The sequence below is a fragment of the Ruegeria sp. AB6 genome, from assembly GCF_056542685.1.
Window position 1 is genome coordinate 51584 of the sequence record NZ_JBQGAD010000011.1, and the last position, 24273, is coordinate 75856.

The 24273-nt window shown below is 58.0% G+C and carries 27 protein-coding genes; 11 read left to right on the forward strand and 16 right to left on the reverse strand.

Features of this window, described 5'->3' with window-relative positions; all coding sequences use genetic code 11:
* The first annotated feature begins 67 nt into the window (after positions 1-67).
* The 5 genes from pyk (at position 68) to rplT (ending at position 4489) form a co-directional block, all read left to right on the forward strand.
* Positions 68-1513 (forward strand): pyruvate kinase, encoded by a 1446-nt coding sequence (pyk, locus tag ACR0DB_RS18650; protein ID WP_170787126.1) that lies wholly within the window; start codon positions 68-70, stop codon positions 1511-1513.
* A gap of 210 nt (positions 1514-1723) precedes the next feature.
* Entirely contained in the window at positions 1724-2161 is a 438-nt protein-coding gene (locus ACR0DB_RS18655; RefSeq protein ID WP_170775177.1) for a universal stress protein, read from the forward strand.
* A 14-nt stretch (positions 2162-2175) separates the two neighbouring features.
* Positions 2176-3726, forward strand: a complete 1551-nt coding sequence (locus tag ACR0DB_RS18660) for an alanine/glycine:cation symporter family protein (RefSeq protein WP_480552464.1) — start codon at positions 2176-2178, stop codon at positions 3724-3726.
* Positions 3727-3908: 182 nt separating this feature from the next.
* Complete coding sequence (gene rpmI, locus ACR0DB_RS18665) at positions 3909-4109, forward strand: 50S ribosomal protein L35 (protein ID WP_010443552.1); 201 nt, start codon at positions 3909-3911, stop codon at positions 4107-4109.
* Positions 4110-4123: 14 nt separating this feature from the next.
* Positions 4124-4489 carry a 50S ribosomal protein L20 gene (gene rplT / locus ACR0DB_RS18670; RefSeq protein ID WP_008756009.1) on the forward strand — a complete coding sequence of 122 codons (366 nt, stop codon included), beginning with the start codon at positions 4124-4126 and terminating at the stop codon, positions 4487-4489.
* 97 nt (positions 4490-4586) lie between these two features.
* Here the strand turns inward: rplT and ACR0DB_RS18675 are convergent, their stop codons facing one another.
* Both ACR0DB_RS18675 and ACR0DB_RS18680 read right to left on the reverse strand, forming a co-directional pair.
* Positions 4587-5294, reverse strand: a complete 708-nt coding sequence (locus ACR0DB_RS18675; RefSeq protein WP_480552465.1) for an FRG domain-containing protein — start codon at positions 5292-5294, stop codon at positions 4587-4589.
* A gap of 330 nt (positions 5295-5624) precedes the next feature.
* Positions 5625-7016, reverse strand: coding sequence for an aminotransferase family protein (locus tag ACR0DB_RS18680; RefSeq protein ID WP_480552466.1), 1392 nt, complete (start codon positions 7014-7016; stop codon positions 5625-5627).
* Between the two features lie 215 nt (positions 7017-7231).
* Here ACR0DB_RS18680 and ACR0DB_RS18685 point away from each other — a divergent pair, with 215 nt between their 5' ends.
* Entirely contained in the window at positions 7232-8860 is a 1629-nt protein-coding gene (locus ACR0DB_RS18685) for an acyl-CoA synthetase (protein ID WP_480552467.1), read from the forward strand.
* Here ACR0DB_RS18685 and ACR0DB_RS18690 read toward each other — a convergent pair.
* The 7 genes from ACR0DB_RS18690 to hmgA all read right to left on the reverse strand — a co-directional run bounded on the left by ACR0DB_RS18690 (position 8857) and on the right by hmgA (position 15596).
* Entirely contained in the window at positions 8857-9198 is a 342-nt protein-coding gene (locus ACR0DB_RS18690) for a DOPA 4,5-dioxygenase family protein (RefSeq protein ID WP_480552468.1), read from the reverse strand. The genes ACR0DB_RS18685 and ACR0DB_RS18690 overlap by 4 nt on opposite strands.
* An 85-nt stretch (positions 9199-9283) precedes the next feature.
* Positions 9284-9919 carry a maleylacetoacetate isomerase gene (gene maiA / locus ACR0DB_RS18695; RefSeq protein WP_480552469.1) on the reverse strand — a complete coding sequence of 212 codons (636 nt, stop codon included), beginning with the start codon at positions 9917-9919 and terminating at the stop codon, positions 9284-9286.
* An 18-nt stretch (positions 9920-9937) separates the two neighbouring features.
* Complete coding sequence (locus ACR0DB_RS18700; RefSeq protein ID WP_480552470.1) at positions 9938-10135, reverse strand: DUF2783 domain-containing protein; 198 nt, start codon at positions 10133-10135, stop codon at positions 9938-9940.
* A 5-nt stretch (positions 10136-10140) separates the two neighbouring features.
* Complete coding sequence (locus ACR0DB_RS18705; protein WP_480552471.1) at positions 10141-11751, reverse strand: FAD-dependent oxidoreductase; 1611 nt, start codon at positions 11749-11751, stop codon at positions 10141-10143.
* A 129-nt stretch (positions 11752-11880) separates the two neighbouring features.
* Complete coding sequence (locus ACR0DB_RS18710) at positions 11881-12831, reverse strand: MBL fold metallo-hydrolase (protein WP_480552472.1); 951 nt, start codon at positions 12829-12831, stop codon at positions 11881-11883.
* A gap of 87 nt (positions 12832-12918) precedes the next feature.
* Complete coding sequence (gene fahA / locus ACR0DB_RS18715; protein ID WP_480552473.1) at positions 12919-14175, reverse strand: fumarylacetoacetase; 1257 nt, start codon at positions 14173-14175, stop codon at positions 12919-12921.
* A gap of 65 nt (positions 14176-14240) precedes the next feature.
* Entirely contained in the window at positions 14241-15596 is a 1356-nt protein-coding gene (hmgA, locus tag ACR0DB_RS18720) for a homogentisate 1,2-dioxygenase (protein ID WP_480552474.1), read from the reverse strand.
* A 59-nt stretch (positions 15597-15655) separates the two neighbouring features.
* On the opposite strand from hmgA, the gene ACR0DB_RS18725 reads away from it, so the two are divergent.
* From ACR0DB_RS18725 to ACR0DB_RS18735, 3 genes are all read left to right on the forward strand, one after another.
* Complete coding sequence (locus ACR0DB_RS18725; protein WP_170791422.1) at positions 15656-16108, forward strand: MarR family winged helix-turn-helix transcriptional regulator; 453 nt, start codon at positions 15656-15658, stop codon at positions 16106-16108.
* 62 nt (positions 16109-16170) lie between these two features.
* Positions 16171-17406 (forward strand): adenylate/guanylate cyclase domain-containing protein, encoded by a 1236-nt coding sequence (locus ACR0DB_RS18730; RefSeq protein ID WP_480552475.1) that lies wholly within the window; start codon positions 16171-16173, stop codon positions 17404-17406.
* 306 nt (positions 17407-17712) lie between these two features.
* On the forward strand, positions 17713-18174 hold the full coding sequence (locus tag ACR0DB_RS18735; RefSeq protein ID WP_480552476.1) for a GNAT family N-acetyltransferase: 462 nt from the start codon (positions 17713-17715) through the stop codon (positions 18172-18174).
* A gap of 100 nt (positions 18175-18274) precedes the next feature.
* On the opposite strand, the gene ACR0DB_RS18740 is transcribed toward ACR0DB_RS18735, so the two are convergent.
* Complete coding sequence (locus tag ACR0DB_RS18740) at positions 18275-19084, reverse strand: division plane positioning ATPase MipZ (RefSeq protein ID WP_170775140.1); 810 nt, start codon at positions 19082-19084, stop codon at positions 18275-18277.
* Positions 19085-19284: 200 nt separating this feature from the next.
* Here ACR0DB_RS18740 and ACR0DB_RS18745 point away from each other — a divergent pair, with 200 nt between their 5' ends.
* Positions 19285-20172 carry an AEC family transporter gene (locus ACR0DB_RS18745; RefSeq protein WP_480552477.1) on the forward strand — a complete coding sequence of 296 codons (888 nt, stop codon included), beginning with the start codon at positions 19285-19287 and terminating at the stop codon, positions 20170-20172.
* A 65-nt stretch (positions 20173-20237) separates the two neighbouring features.
* Here the strand turns inward: ACR0DB_RS18745 and rpmE are convergent, their stop codons facing one another.
* On the reverse strand, positions 20238-20459 hold the full coding sequence (gene rpmE, locus ACR0DB_RS18750) for a 50S ribosomal protein L31 (RefSeq protein ID WP_170775136.1): 222 nt from the start codon (positions 20457-20459) through the stop codon (positions 20238-20240).
* Positions 20460-20470: 11 nt separating this feature from the next.
* Positions 20471-20854 (reverse strand): 50S ribosomal protein L19, encoded by a 384-nt coding sequence (gene rplS / locus ACR0DB_RS18755; protein ID WP_170328369.1) that lies wholly within the window; start codon positions 20852-20854, stop codon positions 20471-20473.
* A gap of 367 nt (positions 20855-21221) precedes the next feature.
* Here rplS and ACR0DB_RS18760 point away from each other — a divergent pair, with 367 nt between their 5' ends.
* Positions 21222-22019 carry a glycoside hydrolase family 25 protein gene (locus ACR0DB_RS18760; protein WP_480552478.1) on the forward strand — a complete coding sequence of 266 codons (798 nt, stop codon included), beginning with the start codon at positions 21222-21224 and terminating at the stop codon, positions 22017-22019.
* Here the strand turns inward: ACR0DB_RS18760 and trmD are convergent.
* From trmD to ACR0DB_RS18780, 4 genes are read right to left on the reverse strand one after another with little or no spacing between them, the layout of a single operon-like run.
* Positions 22016-22819 (reverse strand): tRNA (guanosine(37)-N1)-methyltransferase TrmD, encoded by an 804-nt coding sequence (gene trmD, locus ACR0DB_RS18765; protein WP_480552479.1) that lies wholly within the window; start codon positions 22817-22819, stop codon positions 22016-22018. The genes ACR0DB_RS18760 and trmD overlap by 4 nt on opposite strands.
* A complete protein-coding gene (locus tag ACR0DB_RS18770; RefSeq protein WP_480552480.1) occupies positions 22816-23631 on the reverse strand; it encodes a hypothetical protein in 816 nt (271 codons plus the stop codon). Before ACR0DB_RS18770 ends, trmD begins: the two co-directional genes overlap by 4 nt.
* Complete coding sequence (gene rimM, locus ACR0DB_RS18775) at positions 23631-24134, reverse strand: ribosome maturation factor RimM (RefSeq protein WP_170775128.1); 504 nt, start codon at positions 24132-24134, stop codon at positions 23631-23633. Before rimM ends, ACR0DB_RS18770 begins: the two co-directional genes overlap by 1 nt.
* A complete protein-coding gene (locus tag ACR0DB_RS18780; protein ID WP_170356104.1) occupies positions 24127-24273 on the reverse strand; it encodes a hypothetical protein in 147 nt (48 codons plus the stop codon). Before ACR0DB_RS18780 ends, rimM begins: the two co-directional genes overlap by 8 nt.

Sequence of the window (24273 nt, forward strand, 5' to 3'; positions counted from 1 at the left end):
AGCTTGAAGTGATGTTTGCGGTAACATTTACGCGACACCTAAAGAAAACGTGAGGAGAGCACCACCAATGCGACGCCTGAGAAATGTGAAAATCGTGGCGACGCTGGGTCCGGCGTCGAATGACTATGACATGATCCGAGCTCTGCACGAGGCCGGGGCGGATGTGTTCCGCCTAAACATGAGCCACGGTAGCCATGATGAAATCCGCGAGCGGCACAGGATCATCCGTCAGGTTGAAAAGGATCTGGACAGCCCGATCGCCATTCTGGCCGATTTGCAAGGACCGAAACTGCGTGTCGGCGTCTTCGCCAACGACTCTGAGGAATTGGAAGAGGGCGCGGCCTTCCGGCTGGACCTTGACCCCGAGGCTGGGGATATCAACCGCGTTTGCCTGCCGCACCCCGAGATTTTCGCGGCGCTGGAACCGGGCGCGCGTCTGCTGGTCAATGACGGTAAAATCCGCCTGATCGTACAGGATTGCGGTCAGGATTTCGCCAATTGCACGGTTGAGGTCGGGGGCACGATCTCGAACCGTAAAGGGGTGAACGTGCCCGATGTGGTGCTGCCGCTGGCGGCCCTTTCGGCGAAGGACCGTGACGATCTGGAATTTGTCTGCCAATTGGGTGTCGACTGGTTGGCGCTGAGCTTTGTGCAGCGTGCCAAGGATGTGTTCGAAGCCCGCGGGCTGGCGGATGGGCGCGCTTCGATCCTGTCGAAGATCGAAAAGCCAGCGGCGGTTGAGGCGTTTGACGACATCCTCGATGCGTCTGACGGGATCATGGTCGCGCGCGGCGATCTGGGGGTCGAACTGCCGGTTTCTGCCGTGCCGCCGATCCAGAAACGTTTGGTGCGCAAGTGCCGGGGCGCGGCCAAACCAGTGATCGTGGCCACGCAGATGCTGGAAAGCATGATCGAAAGCCCGATGCCCACGCGGGCCGAGGTCTCGGACGTGGCGACGGCGATATATGAGGGCACTGACGCCATCATGCTCAGTGCGGAATCGGCGGCGGGCTCTTACCCGGTCGAAGCGGTCCAGACCATGAACAAGGTCGCCATCGAGGTTGAGGCCGACCCGACCTATACCCAGATCATAGCGTCATCGCGGACCGCGAAAGGCACGACAATTGCAGACGGTATCGTGGCGGCGGCCCGCGAGATTGCGGAAAAGACGGATATCAAAGCGATCTGCTGTTTTACTCAAAGCGGGACCACGGCCTTGTTGACAGCGCGCGAGCGTCCTGGAGTGCCAATCATCGCCATGACCCCTGCGAAGGGCACGGCCCGCCGCTTGTGCCTTAGCTGGGGCTGCCACTGCGTCATGACACCAGAATTGGAGCGGTTCAAAGGCGCGGTTGTGAACGCGGCCCGCGCCGCTCGGTCGGGTGGGTTCGCAGCTGAAACCGACCAGATCGTGGTCACCGCAGGGGTGCCATTCAACGTTCCGGGCACGACTAATATTCTGCGGATTGCACCGTGTGATGAGCGTTTGATCTATAACACGGATCCCGGGTGATAGGTGGTTTGCCTTAATTTTGGGCAAAAAAAGAATATAAAAAACATATATATAGAAAAATAGGAGGGGAAACTTTCAGTTTCCCCTCTATTTTTTGGTGTTTTTCTCGGATACTGGTTCGCGTGGGCGGTCAATTTAAAAAGTTCCAGACTCCGACTGCCCGGCCGGGGGCACGGGCCTCGGTATAATCAACAAAATTGGAGGAACACCATGACAACCAAGATTGTCATCGGACTGGACGGGACAGAAACCGGAGAACGCGCGATCGCATTTGCCAAAGATTTGGCTGAGCGGATCGGGACGTGTGAATTGCTGGTGGTTTATGTCATCGAATGGTCCCCGTTTACATTTCAGACACCGGAAGAAAACGCCCTGCGTCACAAGCGCCGCGAGGAAGAGGTTGAACTGGCCACGACGCGTATCATCGCGCCTGCGGTCGATGCGCTCAAAGCCGCCGGGTTCGAGGCACATGGTATCGTGCGTCACGGCGACGTTGCAGAAACGCTCAACAAGATCACCGTCGAAAACGGCGGCACACAGATCATCGTAGGACGCGCCTCCGCCGATGGGTTCAAGAAACGCCTGTTTGGCAGCTCGACCCAAAATCTGGTCATGCATGCCGATGTGCCGGTCACGGTCGTGAACTGAGGGGAGAGACAAGAATGAGAATGCTCAAACAATTTGGCGCTTTCGCCGCTGGAGCCTTTGCCGCTGGTCCTGCCCTGGCGCAAGAGGCTCCGGGTCTCGACGAAAAGATCAATCAGGCGTTCGCCGATTTCACCGGCCCCTTCGTCAGCTTCATCTTCGCACCGTTTCCGGGAACCGGTTTCCCGTGGATCGTAGGTTGGTTGGTGATCGCCGCCACGGTGTTCACAGTTTATTTTGCCTTCGTGCAATTGCGCTTCTTCAGCCACGCGATCAGCCTTGTCAAAGGCGACTACTCCGACCCCAATGATGCAGGCGAGGTCAGCCACTTTCAGGCGCTTGCAACGGCGCTGTCGGGTACAGTCGGCCTTGGAAACATCGCCGGCGTGGCGGTGGCCATCGGTATCGGCGGGCCGGGTGCTACGTTCTGGATGATCGTCGCAGGTCTGCTGGGAATGGCCTCGAAATTCACCGAATGTACGCTGGGTGTGAAGTACCGCAACGAATACGAGGACGGTACCGTTTCGGGCGGTCCGATGTATTACATGTCCAAGGGGTTCAGTGAACTGGGCTTGCCGGGCGGTAAGATTCTGGCCGTTCTGTTCTCGATCTTCTGTATTCTTGGCGCGCTGGGTGGGGGCAATATGTTCCAGGCCAATCAGGCGCACCAGCAGATCGCGGGCATTGTCGGAGACTATCCGGGTTGGATCACAGGTCTGGTCTTTGCGGGTATCGTCTTTGCCGTGATCGTAGGCGGCCTGAAATCCATCGCCAGCGTAACCGAGAAGGTCGTGCCCTTCATGGGTGTCATGTATGTATTGGCCGCGTTGGTCATCATCATCATGCACGCGGATCAGATCGGCTGGGCTTTTGGTCAGATCTTCGCAGGTGCCTTCACCGGTCTCGGCGTGGCTGGCGGCATGGTCGGCGCGCTGATCCAGGGCTTCCGGCGTGCGGCGTTCTCGAACGAAGCAGGCGTGGGTTCTGCGGCGATTGCGCACTCGGCTGTGCGGACCAAGGAACCGATCACAGAGGGCTTTGTGTCACTGCTCGAGCCATTCATCGATACAGTCGTGATCTGTACCATGACTGCGCTTGTGATCATTATCACTCAGCAGCTGATCGTCGATCCGGCAACCGGCAACTACATGCTGAACGAAGCGGGCAATGCGATTGCCACGGTCGATGGCAATACCGGCGTCAGCCTGACCTCAGCGGCGTTCGGCAGTGCGTTTGGCTGGTTCCCGTTCATTCTGGCCATTGCGGTGGTGCTGTTTGCTTTCTCGACCATGATCAGCTGGTCCTACTATGGCCTTAAGGCCTGGACCTATCTGTTCGGCGAAGGCCACACTAAAGAGCTGATCTTCAAGATCATCTTCTGTGTGTTTGTGGTGATCGGTGCGGCGGCCAATCTTGGACCAGTCATCGACTTCTCGGACGCGGCGATCTTTGCCATGGCGGTTGTGAACGTCTTCGCGCTGTATTTCCTGATGAAGATTGTACGTCAGGAGCTGGCGAGCTATGCGGCCCGGCTGAAAAGCGGCGAAATCCGCAAGTTCGGTCACTAAATCCTTTCACCGGGGCGGCCTGCGTCGCCCCGGTGCCTGACCAGCCGCAAAATAAGCAGATTCTGGTCCAAACCCCCTTGCCAGTATGATCGAACTTGCGTAAACGGCGCATCTGTTGCGTGACCGGCCGAGATGGCATGCCGAGTCGCGTCTGAAACCGAACCCGAGAATAGGAGACGGAAATGCCTAAGATGAAGACCAAGTCGAGCGCCAAGAAGCGCTTTAAGGTGACCGCGACCGGTAAGGTCCTTGCTGGCCAGGCCGGCAAACGGCACGGCATGATCAAGCGGACCAAGAAGTTCATCCGCGACGCCCGCGGCAACACCACCCTGTCCGCCCCCGACGCCAAGATCGTCAAGGGCTACATGCCCTACGACCGCTAAGAGGAGATTAAGATATGTCCCGCGTTAAAGGTGGAACCGTAACTCACGCCCGTCACAAGAAGGTCATCAAGGCCGCCAAAGGTTACTATGGCCGCCGCAAGAGCACCTTCAAGGTTGCCCGTCAGGCCGTCGACAAGGCCAACCAGTATGCAACCCGCGACCGCAAGAACCGCAAGCGCAACTTCCGCGCGCTGTGGATCCAGCGTATCAATGCTGCTGTCCGTTCGCATGACGAGGCTCTGACCTATTCCCGCTTCATCAACGGCCTGAACCTGGCCGGTATCGAAGTGGACCGCAAAGTTCTGGCTGACCTGGCCGTGCACGAACCGGAAGCGTTCGGCGCGATCGTCGCAAAAGCTCAGGCCGCTCTGGCTGCCTGATCCTCTGCTACAGAGACAGTGAATGAAAGGCCGTCCCATTTGGGGCGGCTTTTTTGTTCGTGCGAGTTCAATCTAGGATACTGTCTCGTCCCTGTAGCTAGGATAGTTTTAACCCAGTCTCATCAATGCTGATGGCAGAAAGTGTGTTGCGAATACTTTTCTTGCTGCTTTCGGGAATACTTACACCGATGCCGCCTTGTGTCAGAGGGTGCAGAGGGCTACCCGACCAAAGAAACTTTCCTTTTTGCGCGACGACCCGTTTATTTGGTGCCTCGAAGTCAAACAGAAACGTTGAATTGATTAACAAATCGCTTGTCGTTCGCTTTTGATATGTTTGTAGTTGACCAGCTTGAGCAAAGGCGAGGCCTTGTTTGTCTGCAATCGCAGGTTCGAACGCATCATGCAGTGTTCTTGGTGGCTGAGATCCGTGAATGTTTGGTGGCGCGGGGTACATCCAGACGCGCCCGTCGCACTTTCGCGATTGGTCAGTTGCAAAGTAGAGTGCTACAAGCGGGTCCGTTGAAACATCTACTAGACGCGTTTCCGCGCCATAGTGTTGGGCATAACCGAACCAACCGGGGTGATCGGGATTATTTCCGACAAGCTTTTCAAAGTATTCGTCATGCGGTGCGCTGCTCTGAAATCGCGTTATTTCGTCCAGTTCTTGCTGAGTTAGGCAGGAAAGTAATACGGGCTGGCCATTTATGTCCTGACCTAAAGGCTCTACTAGTTCGAGGTCGTCCACCTCCTTAATGGGCGATTTGTTTTTAGAAGTTTGTACATAGTCTCGCGCAAATACGGGCAACGAGGGGGTTTCATAAACTTGGCTTTCCCTCGGAAGAACCACTTTGTTCCGCGCCCGAGGCGTGAACTGATGAGTTCAAAGAAGTCCGCGACGGTTTCAACATTTTTGTTTGGATCACCGAGAAACTGTATGCAACTCGGCGGGTAGAATGATTGAGGCGGCAAAAATTCAGTTGGTAGCATCCTTTGGATGTTGAAGTAGTCGTGCCTACTTGTCGATAGCCGAACCGATCGAATACCGATACAGGGCGGCCTGCTATTCAATCCAAAAAAAACCGGCGCAGGGCGCGCCGGTTTTGGTGTTTCGAAAGGCAAAGCCAGTTGGGAAGTATCAGCCAAACACACGCTCCAGCGCACCATCGACGGCATCGGTGATCTGGTCGATATCATCCGCTGTCGCGATCAGCGCTGGCGAGAAACATAGCGTGTTGTTCTTACCCGGCACCGAACGGTTGGTGACGCCGATGATCACCCCCTGCGCCATGCAGTCGGCCACAACTGCTTGTGCCATCTTTTCGTTCACCGGCTCGCGGCTTGCGCGGTCCGAGACCAGCTCAGCACCAAGGAACAGGCCCTTGCCGCGCACGTCGCCGATGACCTTGTGCTTTTCCATCAGCCCCTGCAGGTTGCCCATCATACGCGCGCCCATGTCGGTGCAGTTTTGCAGCAGGTTCTCATCCTCGATGATCCGCATGTTTTCGATCGCTGCCGCCGGACCAGCGGTGCAGCCGCCAAAGGTCGAGATATCGCGGAAATAGTTCATCGGGTCGTCGGCGTTGTCCTTGAACATATCAAAGATTTCCTCGGTCGTGACCATGCAGGCAATCGCCGCATAGCCCGAGGCGACACCCTTGGCCATGGTCACAAAGTCAGGCTTCACGCCAAATTGCTGATAGCCAAACCATGTGCCGGTACGACCAATGCCACAGACAACCTCGTCGATATGCAGCAAGATGTCGTACTTTTCGCAGATCTCCTGCACGCGCTGCCAATAGCCTTCGGGGGCCTCAATCACACCACCACCAGCGGTGACTGGTTCCAAGCACAAGGCACCGACTGTGTCGGGGCCTTCGCGCAAGATGACCTCTTCGATCTGATCAGCTGCCCATTCGCCGAAATTCTCTTCGGGGGCGCCGTCCAACTCGTGCTTGCGGTATTCCATGCAATGGGGCACGCGCACGAAATCGGGGGCAAAGGGGCCGTATTGCGCGTTGCGCTCGTCCTGACCGCCCGCCGACATCGCCGCCAGGGTCGAGCCGTGGTAGTCGCGGTCGCGGTACAGGATCTTGGTCTTCTTGCCGCCGTATTTCTTGTGGGCGATCTGACGGACCATTTTGAAGGCTTTCTCATTCGCCTCAGAACCTGAGTTCATATAGTAGACACGGCTCATTCCCGGCATCTTGCTGATCAGCTTTTCCGCAAAGATCGAGCCCGGAATCGATCCGGCCGAGTTGGCGAAATAGCACAGCTTCATCAGCTGGTCGTAGACCGCCTTGCAGATCGATTCGCGGCCATAGCCCACGTTGACCGTCCAGACCCCGCCGGATACGGCATCCAGATGTTCCTTGCCGTTCTGGTCCCAAACGCGCATTCCCTTGCCCTCGACAATGATGCGCGGGTCGTTGGTTTCAAACGGTTTATGCTGGATCAGGTGGTGCCAGATATGGGCGCGGTCGGCCTCGACCACGCGGGAAAGATCGTTTTCGTTGAACGTGCCGTCCATGACATGTCCTTTCGCAAAGTGTGGGTGCGTAAGCGGCGGAGCAGGAGCCCCGGCCCTTGACTATTCGATGGCTCAGATCACCGCGAAAGACCACCGGTAGATAGGGCCAGATTGCACTATCGCGTATTGCCAGTCTATGTCGTATTCATACGGGTTTGTCAGGCGCGCGTCTTTGTGATCAAGTCGCGCGACAGATACTGAGGGAGGATGCGCTGATGACCGCGGCAAATATCTATGAGCGTCATTTGGACAAGGGCAGGGCGAACTACACGCCCCTGTCACCGCTGAGCTTCATCGACCGCACGGCTCAGATCTACCCAGACTACCCGTCCGTCGTTTACGGCGCGCGACGTTATAGCTGGGCGGAAACCTACGCGCGCTGTCGCCGAATGGCCGGTGCTTTGGTTGCGCGGGGGATTGGCAAGGGCGACACCGTATCAATCATCGCGGCTAACATCCCAGAGATGTACGAGGCGCATTTCGGTGTCCCCATGACCGGCGCCGTTCTGAACGCCATCAACACAAGGCTGGATGCCCCGATCATTGCCTTCATCCTGAACCACGCGGAATCCAAAGTACTGCTGGTCGATCCCGAGTTCTCGGGCGTCGTGAAAGAGGCGCTGACGCAGGTCGATCACGATCTGCTGATCATTGATATCGAAGATGACAGCTATGAGGGGGGCGAGAAGCTGGGTGCGCTGACCTATGACGCTCTGCTGGCCGAGGGGGATCCCGAATACGCGTGGTCTCTGCCGGGTGACGAATGGGACGCGATCACGCTGAACTATACCTCTGGTACCACGGGCAACCCCAAGGGGGTTGTCTATCACCACAGGGGTGCGGCCCTGAACGCACAGTCGGACCTGCTGGATTGGGACATACCCAAGCATTCGACCTATCTGTGGACGTTGCCGATGTTCCACTGCAACGGCTGGTGTTTCCCTTGGGCGATGGCGGCCAATGCAGGCGTCTCGGTCTGTTTGCGCGCGGTGCGGGCCGAACCGATCTATGCCGCCTTCCGCGACGAAAAAGTCACCCATTTCTGCGGCGCTCCCATCGTGCTGAACATGCTGGCCAACGCACCCGAGGCACTCAAGGATTTCGACCAGAAGATCAAGGTGATGACCGCAGGCGCCCCGCCCCCTGCCGCCGTGATTGCGAATATGGAAGGGATGGGGATCGAGGTTACACATGTCTACGGCCTGACCGAAACCTACGGTCCATCGGTCGTCTGCGCCTGGAAAGATGAGTGGAACGAAAAACCGGCCGATGAGCGCGCTGCGCTGAAGGTCCGGCAGGGGGTGCGCTACACGGCACTGTCCGGTCTGATGGTGGCCGACCCTGAAACGCTGGAGCCGGTCCCTTCCGACGGGGAGACCATGGGCGAGATCTTCATGCAGGGCAATGTGGTGATGAAGGGCTATCTCAAGAACCCCGATGCCACCGACAAGGCGTTCAACGGCGGTTGGTTTGCCTCGGGTGACCTGGGGGTGATGCACCCCGACGGCTATATCGCGCTCAAGGATCGGTCCAAGGACATCATCATTTCGGGAGGCGAGAATATCTCATCGGTCGAGGTCGAGGATATCCTCTACAAACACCCCGCTGTGATGGAGGCTGCCGTGGTTGCACGCCCCGACGAGAAATGGGGTGAAACACCTTGTGCCTTTGTCGAACTCAAACCCGACGCGCAGGCAAACGCGGCCGAGATTATCGCCTTCTGTCGCGATCACATGGCCCATTTCAAGGCACCCAAAACGGTTGTGTTCGGGCCGCTGCCCAAAACTTCGACGGGAAAGGTACAAAAGTTCAAGCTGCGAGATCAGGCCAAGGCTCTGGGCTAAGTGCCCGTTCGATCAAAGATCGTCAGGTCCAACGCCAGCATTTCGCCCATCCAGATGGCACGATCCCGGTGATCCTCAAGATGCTGGCCAGTTTCGGGATGCGTAAATATGGTGAGCCCTTTTCGGTTCAGCATCAGCCATGGAATAACCTGATCAAACGCGTCGGGCGCAAATGCCAGCTGACAGCTCCAGCGCGGATGTGGGCCAACGTTCTTGGCGTGCATTCGGCCGACCTCAACAGGGAACAAGCGGCCCGCCTTTTCGCAAAGCTGTTGCGCGACTGTTTGAGAATGAGCATCGAAATAGACATGGGCGTGATAGCCGGTGATTTCGGGCATAGGGGTCTCCATCCTTGCTGAGACGACTAAAATAGACCAACGCCGGGCGTTTCCCTATCCGCGTGGGTACACAGACCCTGTGCAGTCAGTCAGTCGCGTGCCGATCCGGGTGAGCTTGAGCAAAAGCAGGCAGGTCTGCGCAAGCAGTGTCGACACCCAGGATACGGGGCAACTCGGTCAGGTCGACCTGCCAGCGTCGCGCATTGTACATCTGCGGGATTAGACACAGATCGGCCAAACCGGGCTGAGTGCCGGTACAATAGGGGGCTTGTTCGAAGCCGTTCAGCAATGCTTCGAACGCCAGCAGGCCGGGACGGATGAAATGGCGCATCCAATCGCCCGGCATGCCTTCGGCGCTGCCACTTAAGGCCGTTGCGTGGCGCGCGACCGACAGGTTGCAGACCGGATGCAAGTCCACGGCGATGGATTGCGCCAATGCCAGCGCCTGCGCGCGGGCCGCTGGCTCGGCTGGCAATAATCCCATACCGCGGGTCTGGTCCAGATACTCGATGATCGCCAGCGACTGGGTCAGACGCAGCCCGTCTATCTCAAGAACAGGCACCAGGCCTTGCGGATTGCGGGCCAGATGCACGTCGGACCTGTGATCGCCCGCCACCAGGTCGACCGAAACTGCCTGATACGAAATCCCGGCGAGGTTCAGCGCGATACGCACCCGATAACTGGCCGAAGACCGCCAATAATCATATAGGATCACACTCATCCGGATCTCCCTACTAGATCAATCCCCAGGCAGCGTGGCCGTTTTCAAAGCTTGTGACAACACCTCGGCATCACCGATGTGGTTGGCCAGAACCAAGATCAGCCGCGCATTCAACGCGTCGCTTTGGTCCTTTCCCAGCCCTTCATGCGAGGCTAACAACTGCGCATAGAAGTCGTCTGCGCTGTCGAAATTGGGGGTGAGGATCAGATCAGCCATCCTGCTTACTCCTTTCCTGTGGCCCGGCGCATCGCCTGCCGGAACGCGTTTTCTTCGAAATTGTCCCGCCGCGCCGCCACATGTTGGTCTGGGCGGATCAGATAGACGGCACTGGTCGCATCGCCCAGATAGCGGCGCTTCAGCTCAAGCGTCAGGTCATCCTTGACCGAAAGTGCGAGTCGTGTGGCCTCGACTCCGTCTTCTTCGATCCGGTCAGGAGCGTCAGCGTCGATGGTCAGCAAAGTGAATTTGCCCGCCAGTTTTGACAACAAGAATTCGTCGCCCAATGGCGCATCAGGGCAGGCCGCGCCGGGGCAGGTCAGGTCCGGCCCGCTAAGCGCATCAGCCGAACTGAGCGACGATCCCTCGTAGGTACACGGCGTGCTCAGCCGCCCGGAATTGACCAGCGGGCGTGCGAATTCGTAGTGCTCGCTCAGGTCTAGAACTGCATCGCGCATCAGGCGCGACATCTCGGATTTCGGCGTGATGAAATCGGTCGAGCGGGTGGAGTTCTGGATATTCTCATCCGCTGCCTGCACGCGCTCGCGGCTATAGCTGTCCAATAGCAGCTCGGGTGCCCGACCGTCGATGACCAGCTTCAACTTCCAGCACAGATTGTCGATGTCCTGAATTCCCGAATTCGCCCCGCGCGCGCCAAACGGGCTGACCTGATGGGCGCTGTCCCCTGCAAAGAGCACACGGCCATAGCGGAACCGTTCCATCCGGCGGCATTGAAACGTGTAGATCGACACCCATTCAAGTTCGAACGCCACATCCTCGCCCAGCATTGCCTTGAGGCGCGGGATAACGTTTTCGGGGCGTTTCTCGCGCTCTTTGTCGATGTCCCATCCCAGTTGCAGATCGATGCGCCAGACATTGTCGGGCTGTTTGTGCAGCAGCGCGGATTGACCCCGGTTGAAAGGTGGATCGAACCAGAACCAGCGCTCGGTCGGGAAATCAGCCTCCATCACCACATCGGCGATCAGGAAGTTGTCCTCGAACACGCGGCCTTCGAAATCCAGCCCCAGCATCCGGCGGGTGGGAGAATGCGCGCCATCGCACGCAATCAGCCAGTCGGCTTCGACGTTATAGGGGCCCTCTGGCGTCTCGACCTCAAGCTTGACGTGATCGTCATGGGTGCCGATCGCCTCGACCTTGTTGCGGCCGCGAATTTCGATCGGTGCGCCTTCGGCCTGCAAAGCGCGGACACGGTCGACCAGAATTTTCTCAAGATGATATTGTTGCAGGTTCACGAAGGCGGGGTTGGCAAAGCCTTTTTCGGGCAGCAAGTCGAACTCATAAACTTTGCGGTCGTCGAAAAAGACCTTGCCTGCTTCCCATTGAACCCCGGTTTCTGCCATCGGTTTGCCACAGCCCAGCCGGTCGGCAATATCCAATGTACGTTGTGAAAAGCAGATCGCGCGGCTGCCGAAACTGACCTTGTCATTGTCATCCAGCACCACGACCTCGACCCCTTGCTGCGCCAGATCGATGGCGGCGCTCAGGCCAACGGGACCGGCGCCCACAACGATCACCTTGTGGCGCACAGGCGTTGCAGTGTCCTGATCCGGGCTGCGATCATACGCATAAAGGGGTGTTTCGAAGATCTTGTTCATAGGCTCTCTCCCCGGTGCCTTGGCGCGAAACTCCGTGTCTCTGGCGGGACTGGGCCAGAGGGTCTTCCCGAATGGTTCCATCGAAACTCCGGCCGCAAAACGATCTGGATCAAATGCGACGCTATGTCCCTAGGCTTGCAGGGCCTCCCACATCTCCAGATCCCGTTGGGCGGTCCATATGCGCGGCGTGTCAATACCGCGGGCTTCGTCATAGGCGCGGGCGACGTTGAAGGGCAGGCAGTGTTCATAAATCGCGTAATCGGCAAATTTCGGATCACACTCGGCACGTACGGCGTCCCACGCTTCTTTAAGCGATCCTCCACGCGCCGCGACCTTTGCAGCAGGAAGGTAGGTGCTGTCGACGAAATCGCGGGTGTTTTCGATGGCGGCATTGACCATGTTCTTACCGATCAGAGCGTCTCCGCGTCCCGGCGCGATGGCGTCCACGTCGAACCATTTGATCGCATCCAGCGTATCGCCCCAGTCGCCGAAGTGCCCGTCGCCGCAGTAGCAGGCCGAGTGGTATTCGACGATGTCGCCTGTGAACATGACATTCTGATCAGCCACATGGATGACGATATCACCCGCCGTATGGGCGCGGCCCAGATGCATCAGGTCGACCCGGCGGTTGCCCAGATAGACCGTCATCGTATCGCTGAAGGTGGTGGTGGGCCACGTCAGGCCGGGGATGCTTTCATGCCCCTCAAAAAGGCGGGGAAAGCGTTGGAATTCGCTGTCCCAATCCTCTTGTCCGCGTTCCACGACCATAGCGCGGGCCATATCCGACATCAGGATTTGCTGCGCTCCGAAGGCGCTGGCCCCAAGCACGCGCACGGCGTGGTAGTGGGTCAACGCCACATGGGTGATCGGTTTGTCGGTGACCGAGCGGACGCAGTCGATGACCTTCTGCGCCAGACGGGGGGTGGCCTGGGCCTCGATAATCATGACGCTGTCATCGCCGATGATGACGCCGGAATTGGGATCGCCCTCGGCGGTGAAGGCATAGAGCCCTTCGCCGATTTCCGTGAAGCTGATCTTTTTTTCGGACATGTCCCCTTGGGACGCGAAAGCCTTGGCCATGTTGGGTTCCTTTTTCCGAGCCGTGTGCGGATTGCGGTGTTGCACCGCCTCCGGCGGCCGTATTTTTGACGAGAAGAAGGGCTGGGTTCACCTTTTATAGGGGTCGTCCAATGCGGACAGAAGGGTGCCGGTGCAATCTCCGAAGCCGATTGTGTAGCCGTCGCCTATGGCGGATCCGGTTAGGGTCAGAGTGTCGCCGTCCTCGATAAAGCTACGGGTCTCGCCAGTGTCGAGGGTCAGGGGTTCCTTACCGCCCCAGCTGAGTTCCAGAAGTGAGCCGCGCTCGGGTTTTGTGGGGCCAGATATCGTGCCCGATCCCAGTAGGTCGCCGGTGTTCATCGGGCAGCCCGAGGTCGTGTGATGGGCCAGTTGTTGGGCTGCAGAATAGTACATCTGGTTGTAATTCGTACGCGCGATCGTGGTGGCGGGCTTGCCAGCGGGGGCCATCGTCACGGAAAGGTCGATGTCATAGAGCATGGGTCCGCAATCCTTGAGGTGATCCAGCAGCTCATGATCGCGGGCTGGGGTGTCACAGCGGAACGGCTCCAGCGCCGCTTTGGTCACGATCCAGGGGCTGATCGAGGTGGCTGTGGCCTTGGCCTGGAACGGACCCAGTGGCTGATATTCCCAGGCCTGTATGTCGCGGGCGGACCAATCGTTTAGCAGAACATAACCAAAGATGTTGTCGTCCGCCTCCTGCACCGAGATAGGGCCTTCCGATGGCGTGCCCACGATGGCGCCCATCTCAAGCTCAATGTCAAAGCGGCGGCTGGGCAGGAAGGCCGGGCGGTCGTGATCGGGAGATTTCAACTGGCCCCACGGGCGACGGATATCTGTACCGGACACAACAACGGACGAGGCGCGGCCGTTGTAGCCAATGGGAATGTGCAGCCAGTTGGGTGGCAAGGCATTGTCAGGGCCACGAAACATGGTGCCAACATTCTGCGCGTGGTGGCGACCTGCGTAGAAATCGGTGTATTCGCTGACCGCAAAAGGCAGATGCATCTCGGCATCGCTTCGAGCCACGAGTAGGGGTTCGACTTGCCCTTGTTCTTCCGATCCGTCGGCCAGAAGACTGGTCAGGCGCGCGCGCAGGGCAGCCCAGACGGCCGGGCCTTGCTCCATCAGCGGGTTCCAAAAGGGCAGGTCAAACAAGGGCTCATCCGTCAGGACGATCAGGCCTTCGGCCTCGGCCGTGGTGATGTCGAGGATCATGTCCCCGATCGCCACTCCGCAGCGCGGTTCACCGTCTTCGGTGGAAAACACACCGTAAGGCAAGTTGTTCAGTGGGAACGGATGGTTGGCGGCGTTGGCCGAAGCCACCCAGGAATTCATCAATGACATTCTTTTTCCAGATCTTTTGTGCAGGTCGAGATTTTTCGTCGAAAAATCTTGGACCCGCGAGGTGTTTATTTTTTGCCGGGTGTTCCGTCGAACTTTTTCTCAAGCGAGGTCCAGCAGTCAATGTAATCATCCTGCAAGGGGGCCTCATTGGCGGCGAATGCCGTCAGGTGCTGCGGAAAACGGGTTTCAAACATGAAGGACATGGTGTTGTCCAATTTGTCCGGGCCGAGGTTGGAATTTGACGCTTTGTCAAACGCCTCGCGGTCCGGCCCGTGGGGCAGCATCATATTGTGCAGGCTCATCCCTCCGGGAACAAATCCCTGTGGCTTGGCGTCATACTGGCCGTAGATATTGCCCATCAGCTCGGACATGATGTTTTTGTGGTACCAGGGCGGGCGGAACGTGTCTTCTGCCACCATCCAGCGTTCGCGGAACAGGACGAAGTCGATATTGGCCGTGCCGGGCTGGCCCGAAGGCGCTGTTAAGACAGTAAAGATCGACGGATCGGGGTGGTCGAACAGGATCGCACCGACCGGGCAATAGGTGCTCAGGTCATATTTGTAAGGCGCGTAGTTGCCATGCCAGGCGACCACATCCAGCGGGCTTTGCCCGATCTTGGTGGTATGAAACTGGCCGCACCACTTGACGGTGACAGTCGAGGGGACCTCGCGGTCTTCGAACGCCGCCACGGGCGCCTTGAAGTCGCGCGGGTTGGCCATGCAGTTTGCGCCGATCGGACCTCGGCCCGGCAGTTCGAATTTCTGCCCGTAGTTCTCGCAGACGAAGCCGCGAGCAGGGCCTTCCAGAACCTCGACCCGGTAGACCAGACCGCGTGGGATGATGGCGATCTCCTTGGGTTCAACGTCAATGATCCCAAGCTCGGTGGCAAAGCGTAAACGGCCTTCCTGAGGGACCACCAACAGCTCGGAATCGGCCGAGAAGAAATAGTCATCCACCATGGAGTCCGTCACCAGATAGATATGGCTGGCCATGCCCACCTGCGTATTGACATCCCCCGCCGTGGTCATGGTGCGCATGCCAGTCAGCCAGGTCAGGCCGTCACCGGAATGGGCAACCGCGTCCCAGCGGTATTGACCCAAGCTGACGACATCCGGGTCAACGCAGGGGGCCGATTTCCAATAAGGCAGGTCGATTTTCTCATATCGATGCGAATGCTTGACTGAGGGGCGGATGCGATAGCACCACGTCCGTTCCGGCGGATTGGCGGTGAACGCCGTACCGCTCAGCTGTTCGCCATAGAGGCCATAATTGCAGCGTTGCGGGCTGTTCATCCCTTGCGGCAGCGCGCCGGGCAAAGCTTCTGTTTCAAAGTCGTTTGCCCAGCCAGGCATATAGCCTTCGTGTGTGCCAACAGAGCTGCTGGCCTGGGTCATCTGATGCGGATCAGCCGGACGGTTCATCCCGTACTCCTCCTGTTTTGCTGCTTGTGGGATAATAGTTGATTTTGTAACTAACAAGCATGACAAAGACAGACACCGCAAAAAATGATGCGTTTGATTTGCAGGATTTCCTGCCCTATCTGCTGAACCGCGCAGCCGAGGAAAGCTCGTTGGAATTTCAGCGTGCCTACAAGGACCGCTACGGGATGTTGCGCACGGAATGGCGTGTGCTGTTTCATCTGGGAAATTATGGTGAGATAACCGCGAAAGAGATCGGGGAAAGAGCGCGTATCCACAAGACCAAGATCAGTCGGGCGGTCAGCAAGCTTGAACTCCGCCGATTCCTGACACGCACGCCCAACGAAAGCGACCGCCGGGTCGAGCATCTGAAACTGACCCCAACGGGCAAGGCTGCCTACCGAGAGCTCTGCGGCATAGCCCGGCAATATGATGCCAAACTGGCCGCAATGTTTGATGAGGATGAAGCCGCCCTGCTGCGCAAGATGTTGCAGAAACTGGCCGAGATGAGGTGAACTCTGGTAATTGTCATCCATTGACCCCAGATGACGTTCAGAGCGGACATAGGAAACAAAGAATGACAGCCCCGGAAAAGAACGCGGCGAAATCAACGGATTTGATCAACTGGATTGTTGCCCGCGGCCTTGAAGGTGCGGACAAAGAAGAATTGCTGGACGGGTATTGTACCCGGCTGGTTGAACTTGGCGTGCCTTTGATGCGGTTTCATGCTGCCCAATCGGCTCTGCACCCGGTCTATGGCGGCACCGGCTATAGCTGGTATCAGGGGCAGGGCGGCGATTATCAGAAATTCAAATACTCGGAAGATGTCAGTGAGGATTGGCAGAACAGCCCTTTATACGCGATCCTCAACGAAGACCTCGATTTCGTGCATGAACGGATCGTCGATCAGAACGAACCCAGCCGATATCCCCTGATCAACGACCTGCGCGAGGTCGGTGCGACCGACTATTACGCCACCAGTGTGCCCTTTGACATGCCGACCAACAACATGCCACTCGATGCGAAAAAGGCGGTAGATGGGGTCTTGCTGTCCTGGACCAGCAACGCGCCTGACGGTTTTCAGGACAGCGATCTGGACCTGATCAATACGGCCTTGCCGCATCTGGGGTTGGCGTTGAAATCAGCCTCGAACGCGCGGATATCCAAGGACCTGATGCGCGTCTATCTGGGGCGCGATGCAGGCCGTCGTGTGTTGTCGGGCGAGATCCGACGCGGGTCGTTGCAGCAGATCGACGCGGTGATCTGGAACTTCGATCTTGAGGGATTTACCAGCCTGTCCGAAGAGTTGCCCGGCAACGAGATCATCGACATGCTGAACGACTATCTGGCGGTGGCGGTTGGGGTGGTCCATGACAATGACGGGAATATCCTGAAATTCATGGGCGACGGGCTGATGGCCATGTTCGATGTCGGGGATATTGATGAGGATGCAAGGGCCGCGCTGAAGGCCGTTCCAATGCTGCAATCGCGTATTGAAGATCTGAACGCCGCGCGAAAAGCCGAAGGTCTACCCGTGGCGAATTTCACGCTGGCGCTGCATTCGGGGGAAATCCTCTATGGCAATATCGGGTCCGAAAGCCGTCTGGACTTCACTGTCATCGGCCCAGCGGTAAACCAGACCGCGCGGATTGCTGGGATGCACCGTTCATTGGGCCAGCGCATCCTGATCTCGGACGATGTTGCGCAGGCGGCACAGCCTTGTGGGCAAGACCTGATCTCGGTCGGGCGCTACATGCTGCGCGGTGTGCCCGAACCGAAAGAGTTGTTTACGGTCTATCGGGCGGGGGGTTAGGTATTGGGGTGCGGCAATACACCTGTCCTTGCACGTAAGTCGTCGCAGTGATACCCCAGTTGCACGCTCGGCATGCTCGCAGGGCGATGGAGATTTTATGTTTGCGATTGCGGGAAACCGCTGAGTCCTGAACGGAAGGACGACTAAGCCAAATAAAGCCTGTTTATAATTTCTCAGGCTTCCAATGACGTATGGCTCGTGAACAGTCGAAACAACCATAACTGTGAATGACAATGGCACGGGTTCTGCGTCCGCCATATCGATAGTTTTTGCTCGTTTGGCGATACAACGAAAGACGAAGGACCAATGAAAATACGACCAACAATGCGCGACGATGTCGCCGCTTTACAGGAAGTACTTAACGGCACCGAACTTTTCCCAAGTGAGATGCTGCCTGACATGGTGAACAGTTTTCTATCCGATGAAGAAAGCTCTGAAATTTGGCTAACATGCGAAGTGGACGGAAACCCAGTTGGTTTTTGCTACGCAGTTCCAGAAGAGCTTGCAGAAGGGGCATGGAATATGCTCGCCATTGCAGTTTTGCCCACGCAGCAAGGAGGCGGTTTAGGTAGTGCAGTCTCAAGGCATCTGGAGACCGAGCTTAAAGAGCGTGGGCAGCGTATCCTAATAGTTGACACGTCAGGCACGGAAGAGTTCAAGCAGACTCGCGAATTCTACCGAAAGAATGGCTACATCGAGGAAGCCCGTATCAGGGATTTTTGGGCGACAGGAGATGACAAAATCGTCTTCTGGAAGTCCTTAAACTGACTTCTCAGGCTGCTGGCCTGTCTTCGGACGGGCCAGTTTCTCTCAGTTGCCTTGACGGAAAAATCAGCTTCGTCCCGCATAGCGGACTTGCGACAGCGACCTAAAAGTCGATCTCAACACCCGGCAGGTTCAACTCTTTCATCATGTCGCGCAATTCCTGTCGCGCGGCGATGTTCGAGATGTTGAGTTGTTTGACCCCGATATCCTTTAGGTCCAGCAGGGTCAGGCCACGGGGGAATAGCTCGCGGAAGATCACACGCTCGGAAAATCCCGAAGCGACGCGGAACCCGATGCGCTGCGACAGCATCTCGATCGCGCGCTGCATCTTTTCCTTATTTACCATACGCTGTGTACCGACACGGTTGCGCACGACGACCCAGTCGATCGGTTTCAACCCGGCCTGCGCGCGCAACTGGCGGGCATTCCAGACCATCTCGGAATAGACCGAAGGACCAAGGATTTTCTCACCCTTGGAATCGATCCGCGCCAGCAGGTCAAAGTCGATGAAACTGTCGTTCAGCGGCGTGACAAGCGTATCAGCCAGCGAATGTGCCACCTGGCTGAGGCGGGTATGCGAGCCGGGGCAGTCGATCAGGATGAAGTCACTATCGCTTTCCAATTCGGCCACCGCGGCCGAGAGGCGATGGTCATAGATATTCTCGCCGGGCTTCAGCTTACTTGCGTCAATCTCGGGCAGGTCGTGGTGGCGCGGGGTCGGCAGGGTCAGGTCCGAGTTTTTCAGGAAATTGGCCCGGTTTTCGAAATACCGTCCCAGACTGCGCTGCCGCAGGTCTAGATCTAGCGTGCTGACCTTGTGACCCAGCCGGGCCAATGCAGTGGCCACATGCATCGAGACGGTCGATTTGCCTGCGCCGCCCTTCTCGTTCCCCACTACGATAATATGTGCCATGCCTGTATTCCCAAGTCCCGCCGTGTTTGACCACAGTTTGTTGCGTGCCACTATATGTTGTGGAGCGAAGGAAGGAAAGGACCCGAAACGCCATTCTAGGGCGCTGTTGCGAAAACTCAGACCCTGGGCCGAGGGGGCGGTTGCCAAAAGCGGTCCTCTATTTCACTCTTGCTTGAAGAGCTACGCTGGAAGGGCGTGAATTGGAGCAACTTTTCCTGAATGTCCTGAACGTGGTCCTGCCGGTTCTGATCTGCGCCGGGATCGGGTACGTGTTGGCGCTGACCAAAGCGCCCTTTGACAACAAGGTCATCGGAGGGGTGGTTTCGCGCGTTGGGTATCCGACCCTGATCATCTCGCATCTTTCGACGACCCAGATCGCGGTTGGCACCTTTCTGGACGTCATGGCCGCCGCAGCGTTGGCGATTGCGGCGTTTGGCGTTTTGGGCTTTGTCGCGCTGAAGGCGATGCGCTTACCGGTTCGGGCGTTCTTGACGCCATTGATGCATGGGAATGTAGGCAATATCGGCCTGCCTATTACTCTGCTGGCGCTGGGCGATGCCGGGATGGCCTATACGATGGGTTTTGTAGTCGTCGTTTTGATCAGCGTTTTTACCCTGGGAATGTGGATCCCGGCCGGAGAGTTCTCGGCCAGAAAGCTTCTCACCTCTCCGGTTATTTATGCAGTCGTCATCTCACTGATCCTGATGACGACCGGGTACAGCCTGCCGCAACCCGTGGCGAAGTCCTTTGACATCCTCGGTGGGCTGTCGATCCCGCTGATGCTGCTGACGCTGGGCCATACGCTGGCCAGCCTAAGGGTGCAAAGTCTGGGGCGTGCGGTGAGCCTGACCGCATTGCATCTGGGTATGGCGTTTGCCATCTCAACGAGCCTCGTCTGGGTCTTTGGGTTTACGGGGGGCGAGCGTGGCGCGGTGATCCTGTGCTGCCTGATGCCGTCCTCGGTGGCGACCTATTTGTTTGTCGACCAGCATCTGCCGGAATACGGCCCTGACGTGGCTGGTTTCATTCTTGTCTCGACCCTGGCAACCATTCTGGTTCTGCCTGTGGCGCTATCCTATTGGATCTGATTGCGCCAGCCCAAAGAAAAAGGCCGCCCCAAGGGACGGCCTTTCGGATCTGATCCGGGTCAGGCTTAGAAGCCCAGACCTTCGTATTTCTTCTTGAACTTCGACACGCGGCCGCCGGCGTCCATCAGGCGCGCGCCGCCACCGGTCCATGCGGGGTGCACGGAGGGGTCGATCTCCAGGGCCAACTGGTCGCCTTCGCTGCCCCAGGTGGATTTCATCTGAATCACGGTGCCATCGGTCAGTTTGACGTCGATGAAGTGGTAGTCGGGATGGATGTCTTTTTTCATCTTTCCGCTCCTTACGCCTCGGCGCCAGCCTTGGGCTTGTAGTTGGTGACTTCGGCGATACGCGCGGATTTACCACGACGCGAGCGCAGATAGTACAGTTTGGCGCGACGGACGCGGCCACGGCGGACAACGGTGATGCTGTCGATATTGGTCGAGTGCAGCGGGAATACACGCTCCACGCCTTCGCCGAACGAGATTTTGCGGACGGTGAACGAACCGGCGATGCCGCTGCCACCTTTGCGCGCGATGCAGACGCCTTCGTAGTTCTGCACACGGGTACGCGACCCTTCGGTTACTTTAAAGCCAACACGGATAGTGTCACCGGCTTTGAAATCGGGGATGTCTTTCCCCAGGGCGGCAATCTGTTCCGCCTCAAGCTGTGCGATCAGGTCCATCGCATTCACTCCTATCTGCTCGTGGTTGGTCCACGAAGTTTGGGCACGGGCTGAGAGCTCTTGGTCTTCACCGGGTCCTGCATGCAGCCCGCCAGAGGTCAGATCGAATGTTCCTTAGTCCAGTTTGTTCCGCCGCGCCGTGGCCGAAGAAAGCCGGGCGTCACGACATGGACCAAACCAAAACACCGGAGTCGCATGACGCGGCACCGGATTGCGGTCGTTTAAAGGCATTATGTGCGGGGATCAAGCCCAAAATGCTGTGAAACGGTGGGATTCCGCCGCCTCAAAACAGCATCATTGCTTTGATCCATCGATCAGGCATTCTGAGGGCAATTACAAGAGCAGTCATTTCATACAGGAACAGAACATGCGCACTGCATTGATGCTTGCCGTCGCGGCTTTTGCCATCCTGTCCTGCGGTCGCAGCAGTCCGCCGCCGCAACAGGTTGAGGCCAACGCGTTTTTGGACACGACCTCACCTTCGGTGATTTTCCCTGCTTTTGGCGATGCTGATCCGCACCCGTGGGAGGGGCGCCATCCTGGCCACTATCCGGTGCACGGTCTGGACGTGTCGCGTTGGCAGGGGCCGATTGACTGGCACAAGGCCAAGGCTTCGGGGGTCAGCTTTGTCTTTATCAAGGCGACAGAAGGTGGTGACGTTGCCGATCCGATGTTTGCAAGCCACAGTAGCGGGGCGAAAGCCGCCGGGGTGCCTTGGGGGGCTTATCACTACTACTATTTCTGTCGTCCTGCGCGCGAACAAGCCCGTTGGTTCATCCAGAATGTCCCTAAAGGATCGGACCTGCCGCATGTTCTGGATATGGAGTGGACGCCGCATTCCAAGACCTGCACCCTACGCCCCGATGGCGCGACTGTCCGGGCCGAGGCAAGGCGGTTTCTGGATATTCTAGAACGTCACTACGGGCGGCGTCCGATTGTCTACACCACCGTGGATTTCTACGGCGACACCGACATAGCGCGCCTTCCCAAGACCGAGTTCTGGCTGAGGTCAGTGGCAGGCCACCCCCGCAACGTCTATCCCAAGGCGGTTTGGCGGTTCTGGCAATATACCGGCACTGGTTTGGTACCCGGTGTGCAGGGACTAGTGGACATCAACACCTTCAACGGCCCGCCCGAGATCTGGGCGCGATGGAAGAACGGCTAGTCTTCGGACTTGGCTTTGGAGTAGGCGTCCCACAGGTCGGGGCGGCGTTCCTGTGTGATCCGCTCGGACATCTCATGCCGCCAGTTGGCAATGCGCCCGTGATGGCCAGACATCAGAATGTCCGGGATCGGGCGGCCCTTCCAGTCGGCGGGGCGTGTGTATTGCGGGTGTTCCAGCAGGCCCGAGGAAAAGCTCTCTTCCTCAGCCGAGGCCTGATTGCCCAATACGCCGGGGATCAGCCTTACGGTGGCGTCGATCAAAGCCTGCGCGGCAATCTCGCCGCCGGTCATGACGAAATCGCCTAGACTGACCTCTTGTACGCCGTAATGCTCCAGCACCCTCTCATCGACGCCTTCGAACCGGCCACATAACAGGGTCATACCGTCGCAGCGCGCCAGATTCTGCATCATGAGCTGATCCATCCGGCGGCCACGCGGGCTGAGGTAGATCAGCGGCCAGTTACCGCGCACCCCCGCCATCGTGTGTTCAATCGCCTCGCCCAGTACATCGGCGCGCAGCACCATGCCCGCGCCGCCACCGGCAGGCGTGTCGTCCACATTGCGGTGCTTACCGACGCCGAACTGGCGCAGATCGACGGTTTCCAACTGCCAGAGGCCCTCTTGCAGTGCCTTGCCCGTCAGGCTTTCGCCCAACACACCGGGAAAAGCTGAAGGGAACAGAGTGATGATCTTAGCCTTCCACACTCCGTGCAGGTCGGGCGTTGGGGTCAGCAACTCACGCGGTTTCAGCGTCGGGCGGATCGCCTTGCGCCCATGAGATTTCGACGGTTTTTCGGTCATGTCGCACCCATCAGCGCCTGCTGCGCCCGTTCAACTACGGCGGCCTTTTGCGCGACCAAGGCGGCTTCGTCCAGCCGTGATCTGTTCAGGTCCAGCAATTCGGCCAAAACGTCCTCGGGCAAACGAGTATTCGATTTGGACGGCGAAACCAGCTGTTGCGCCTTGTCATAGGGCAAGTCCAGATACTCGGCAAAAGGCGCACCCGGCCCGAATTGACGCAATTGCAGTTCCTCGAGCCATTCCGTGGTCACGGTGACGGAGGGCAGCTTGTCACGGATCTGGTCCACGGTCTCTTGCAACGAGGGCAAATGGTCGATGCTGTCGCGGAACGTGTCGAAATCCTGCACCTGCCGCATTCGTTGCAAATCATGCGCCCACAGGCTGCGCAACCAACTGCCCCGTTGGCGCAAAGACAGGTAGAGCTTGATCTCGATCTCTTGCCCGGAAAACCTCTGGTGGATCGAATCCACAAGACAGGCGGCCAGATCGGGAGCCGCCGCGTAGCCCTGTTCCAGATTGCGACTGGGGCGGAGACCCGCGAAGTTTTCCTCGCTGAGGATCATCCCGCGCTTTTCCCCGAAATCCAGCGTGTCGAGGAAGTCGCGCATCTGGTGACCGAATTCGGACAAGGTTCCAACGGTGCCATAAACGGAATGGTTGGTCGCTGCCCGCGACAGGCCCGAGTTGCGCGTGCGATATGGCAGGACCAACGCGAAATGGGGCCAAATCAGCTCGCGGTTTTCATAAAGGAAAGACTGTGCCGCAGTGGTGCCGGTCTTGTGCAGGCCAAGATGCAGCAGGACGCGGCGCATCAGATCAGCCCTTCGGGCGGGTCGGCGATGATGCGGCCTTGATCCAGATCGACCGTGGGGACGGCCTCAAGCGTGAAGGGCAGCAGAACGGTGGCCTTCAGCCCCGGCCCGTGCAGTTCCAGCAGGTCGGCAGCGCCGTGGTTTTGCACAGACTTCACACGGCCCAGCAGGGTGCCGCCTGTGTCATAGACCTCAAGCCCGATCAGGTCAGTGTGATAGAACTCATCATCGGGTAACGAGGGCAGTTGATCGCGCCGCGCAAACAGTCGCAGACCTTTCAGTGCATCGGCCTGTTCTTTGGTTTCAACTCCTCCCAAACGCGCCGCAAAGCCGTTCTTGATCGACCGGGTCAGGATCAGTGGATAGCGTTCTCCACCGGCCTCATCAGTCAGGGGGGAATAGGCTTCGATATCCTCGGGGATGGCGCAATAGCTTTTCAGCCGCACCTCACCGCGCACGCCATATGATCCCGCAATGCTGCCGACGCAGATCAGATCACTCATTTGCCCCATCCGTCACACAAAGCCCGTCATCCCATTGCCCGATGCCTTCGCACGCCTCGCGTTGGTTCGAGCGTTCGAAGAACACGCCCACAATAAAGGCGATCATCAGCAGGATGGGAAGGCGTAACAGTCCAAACAT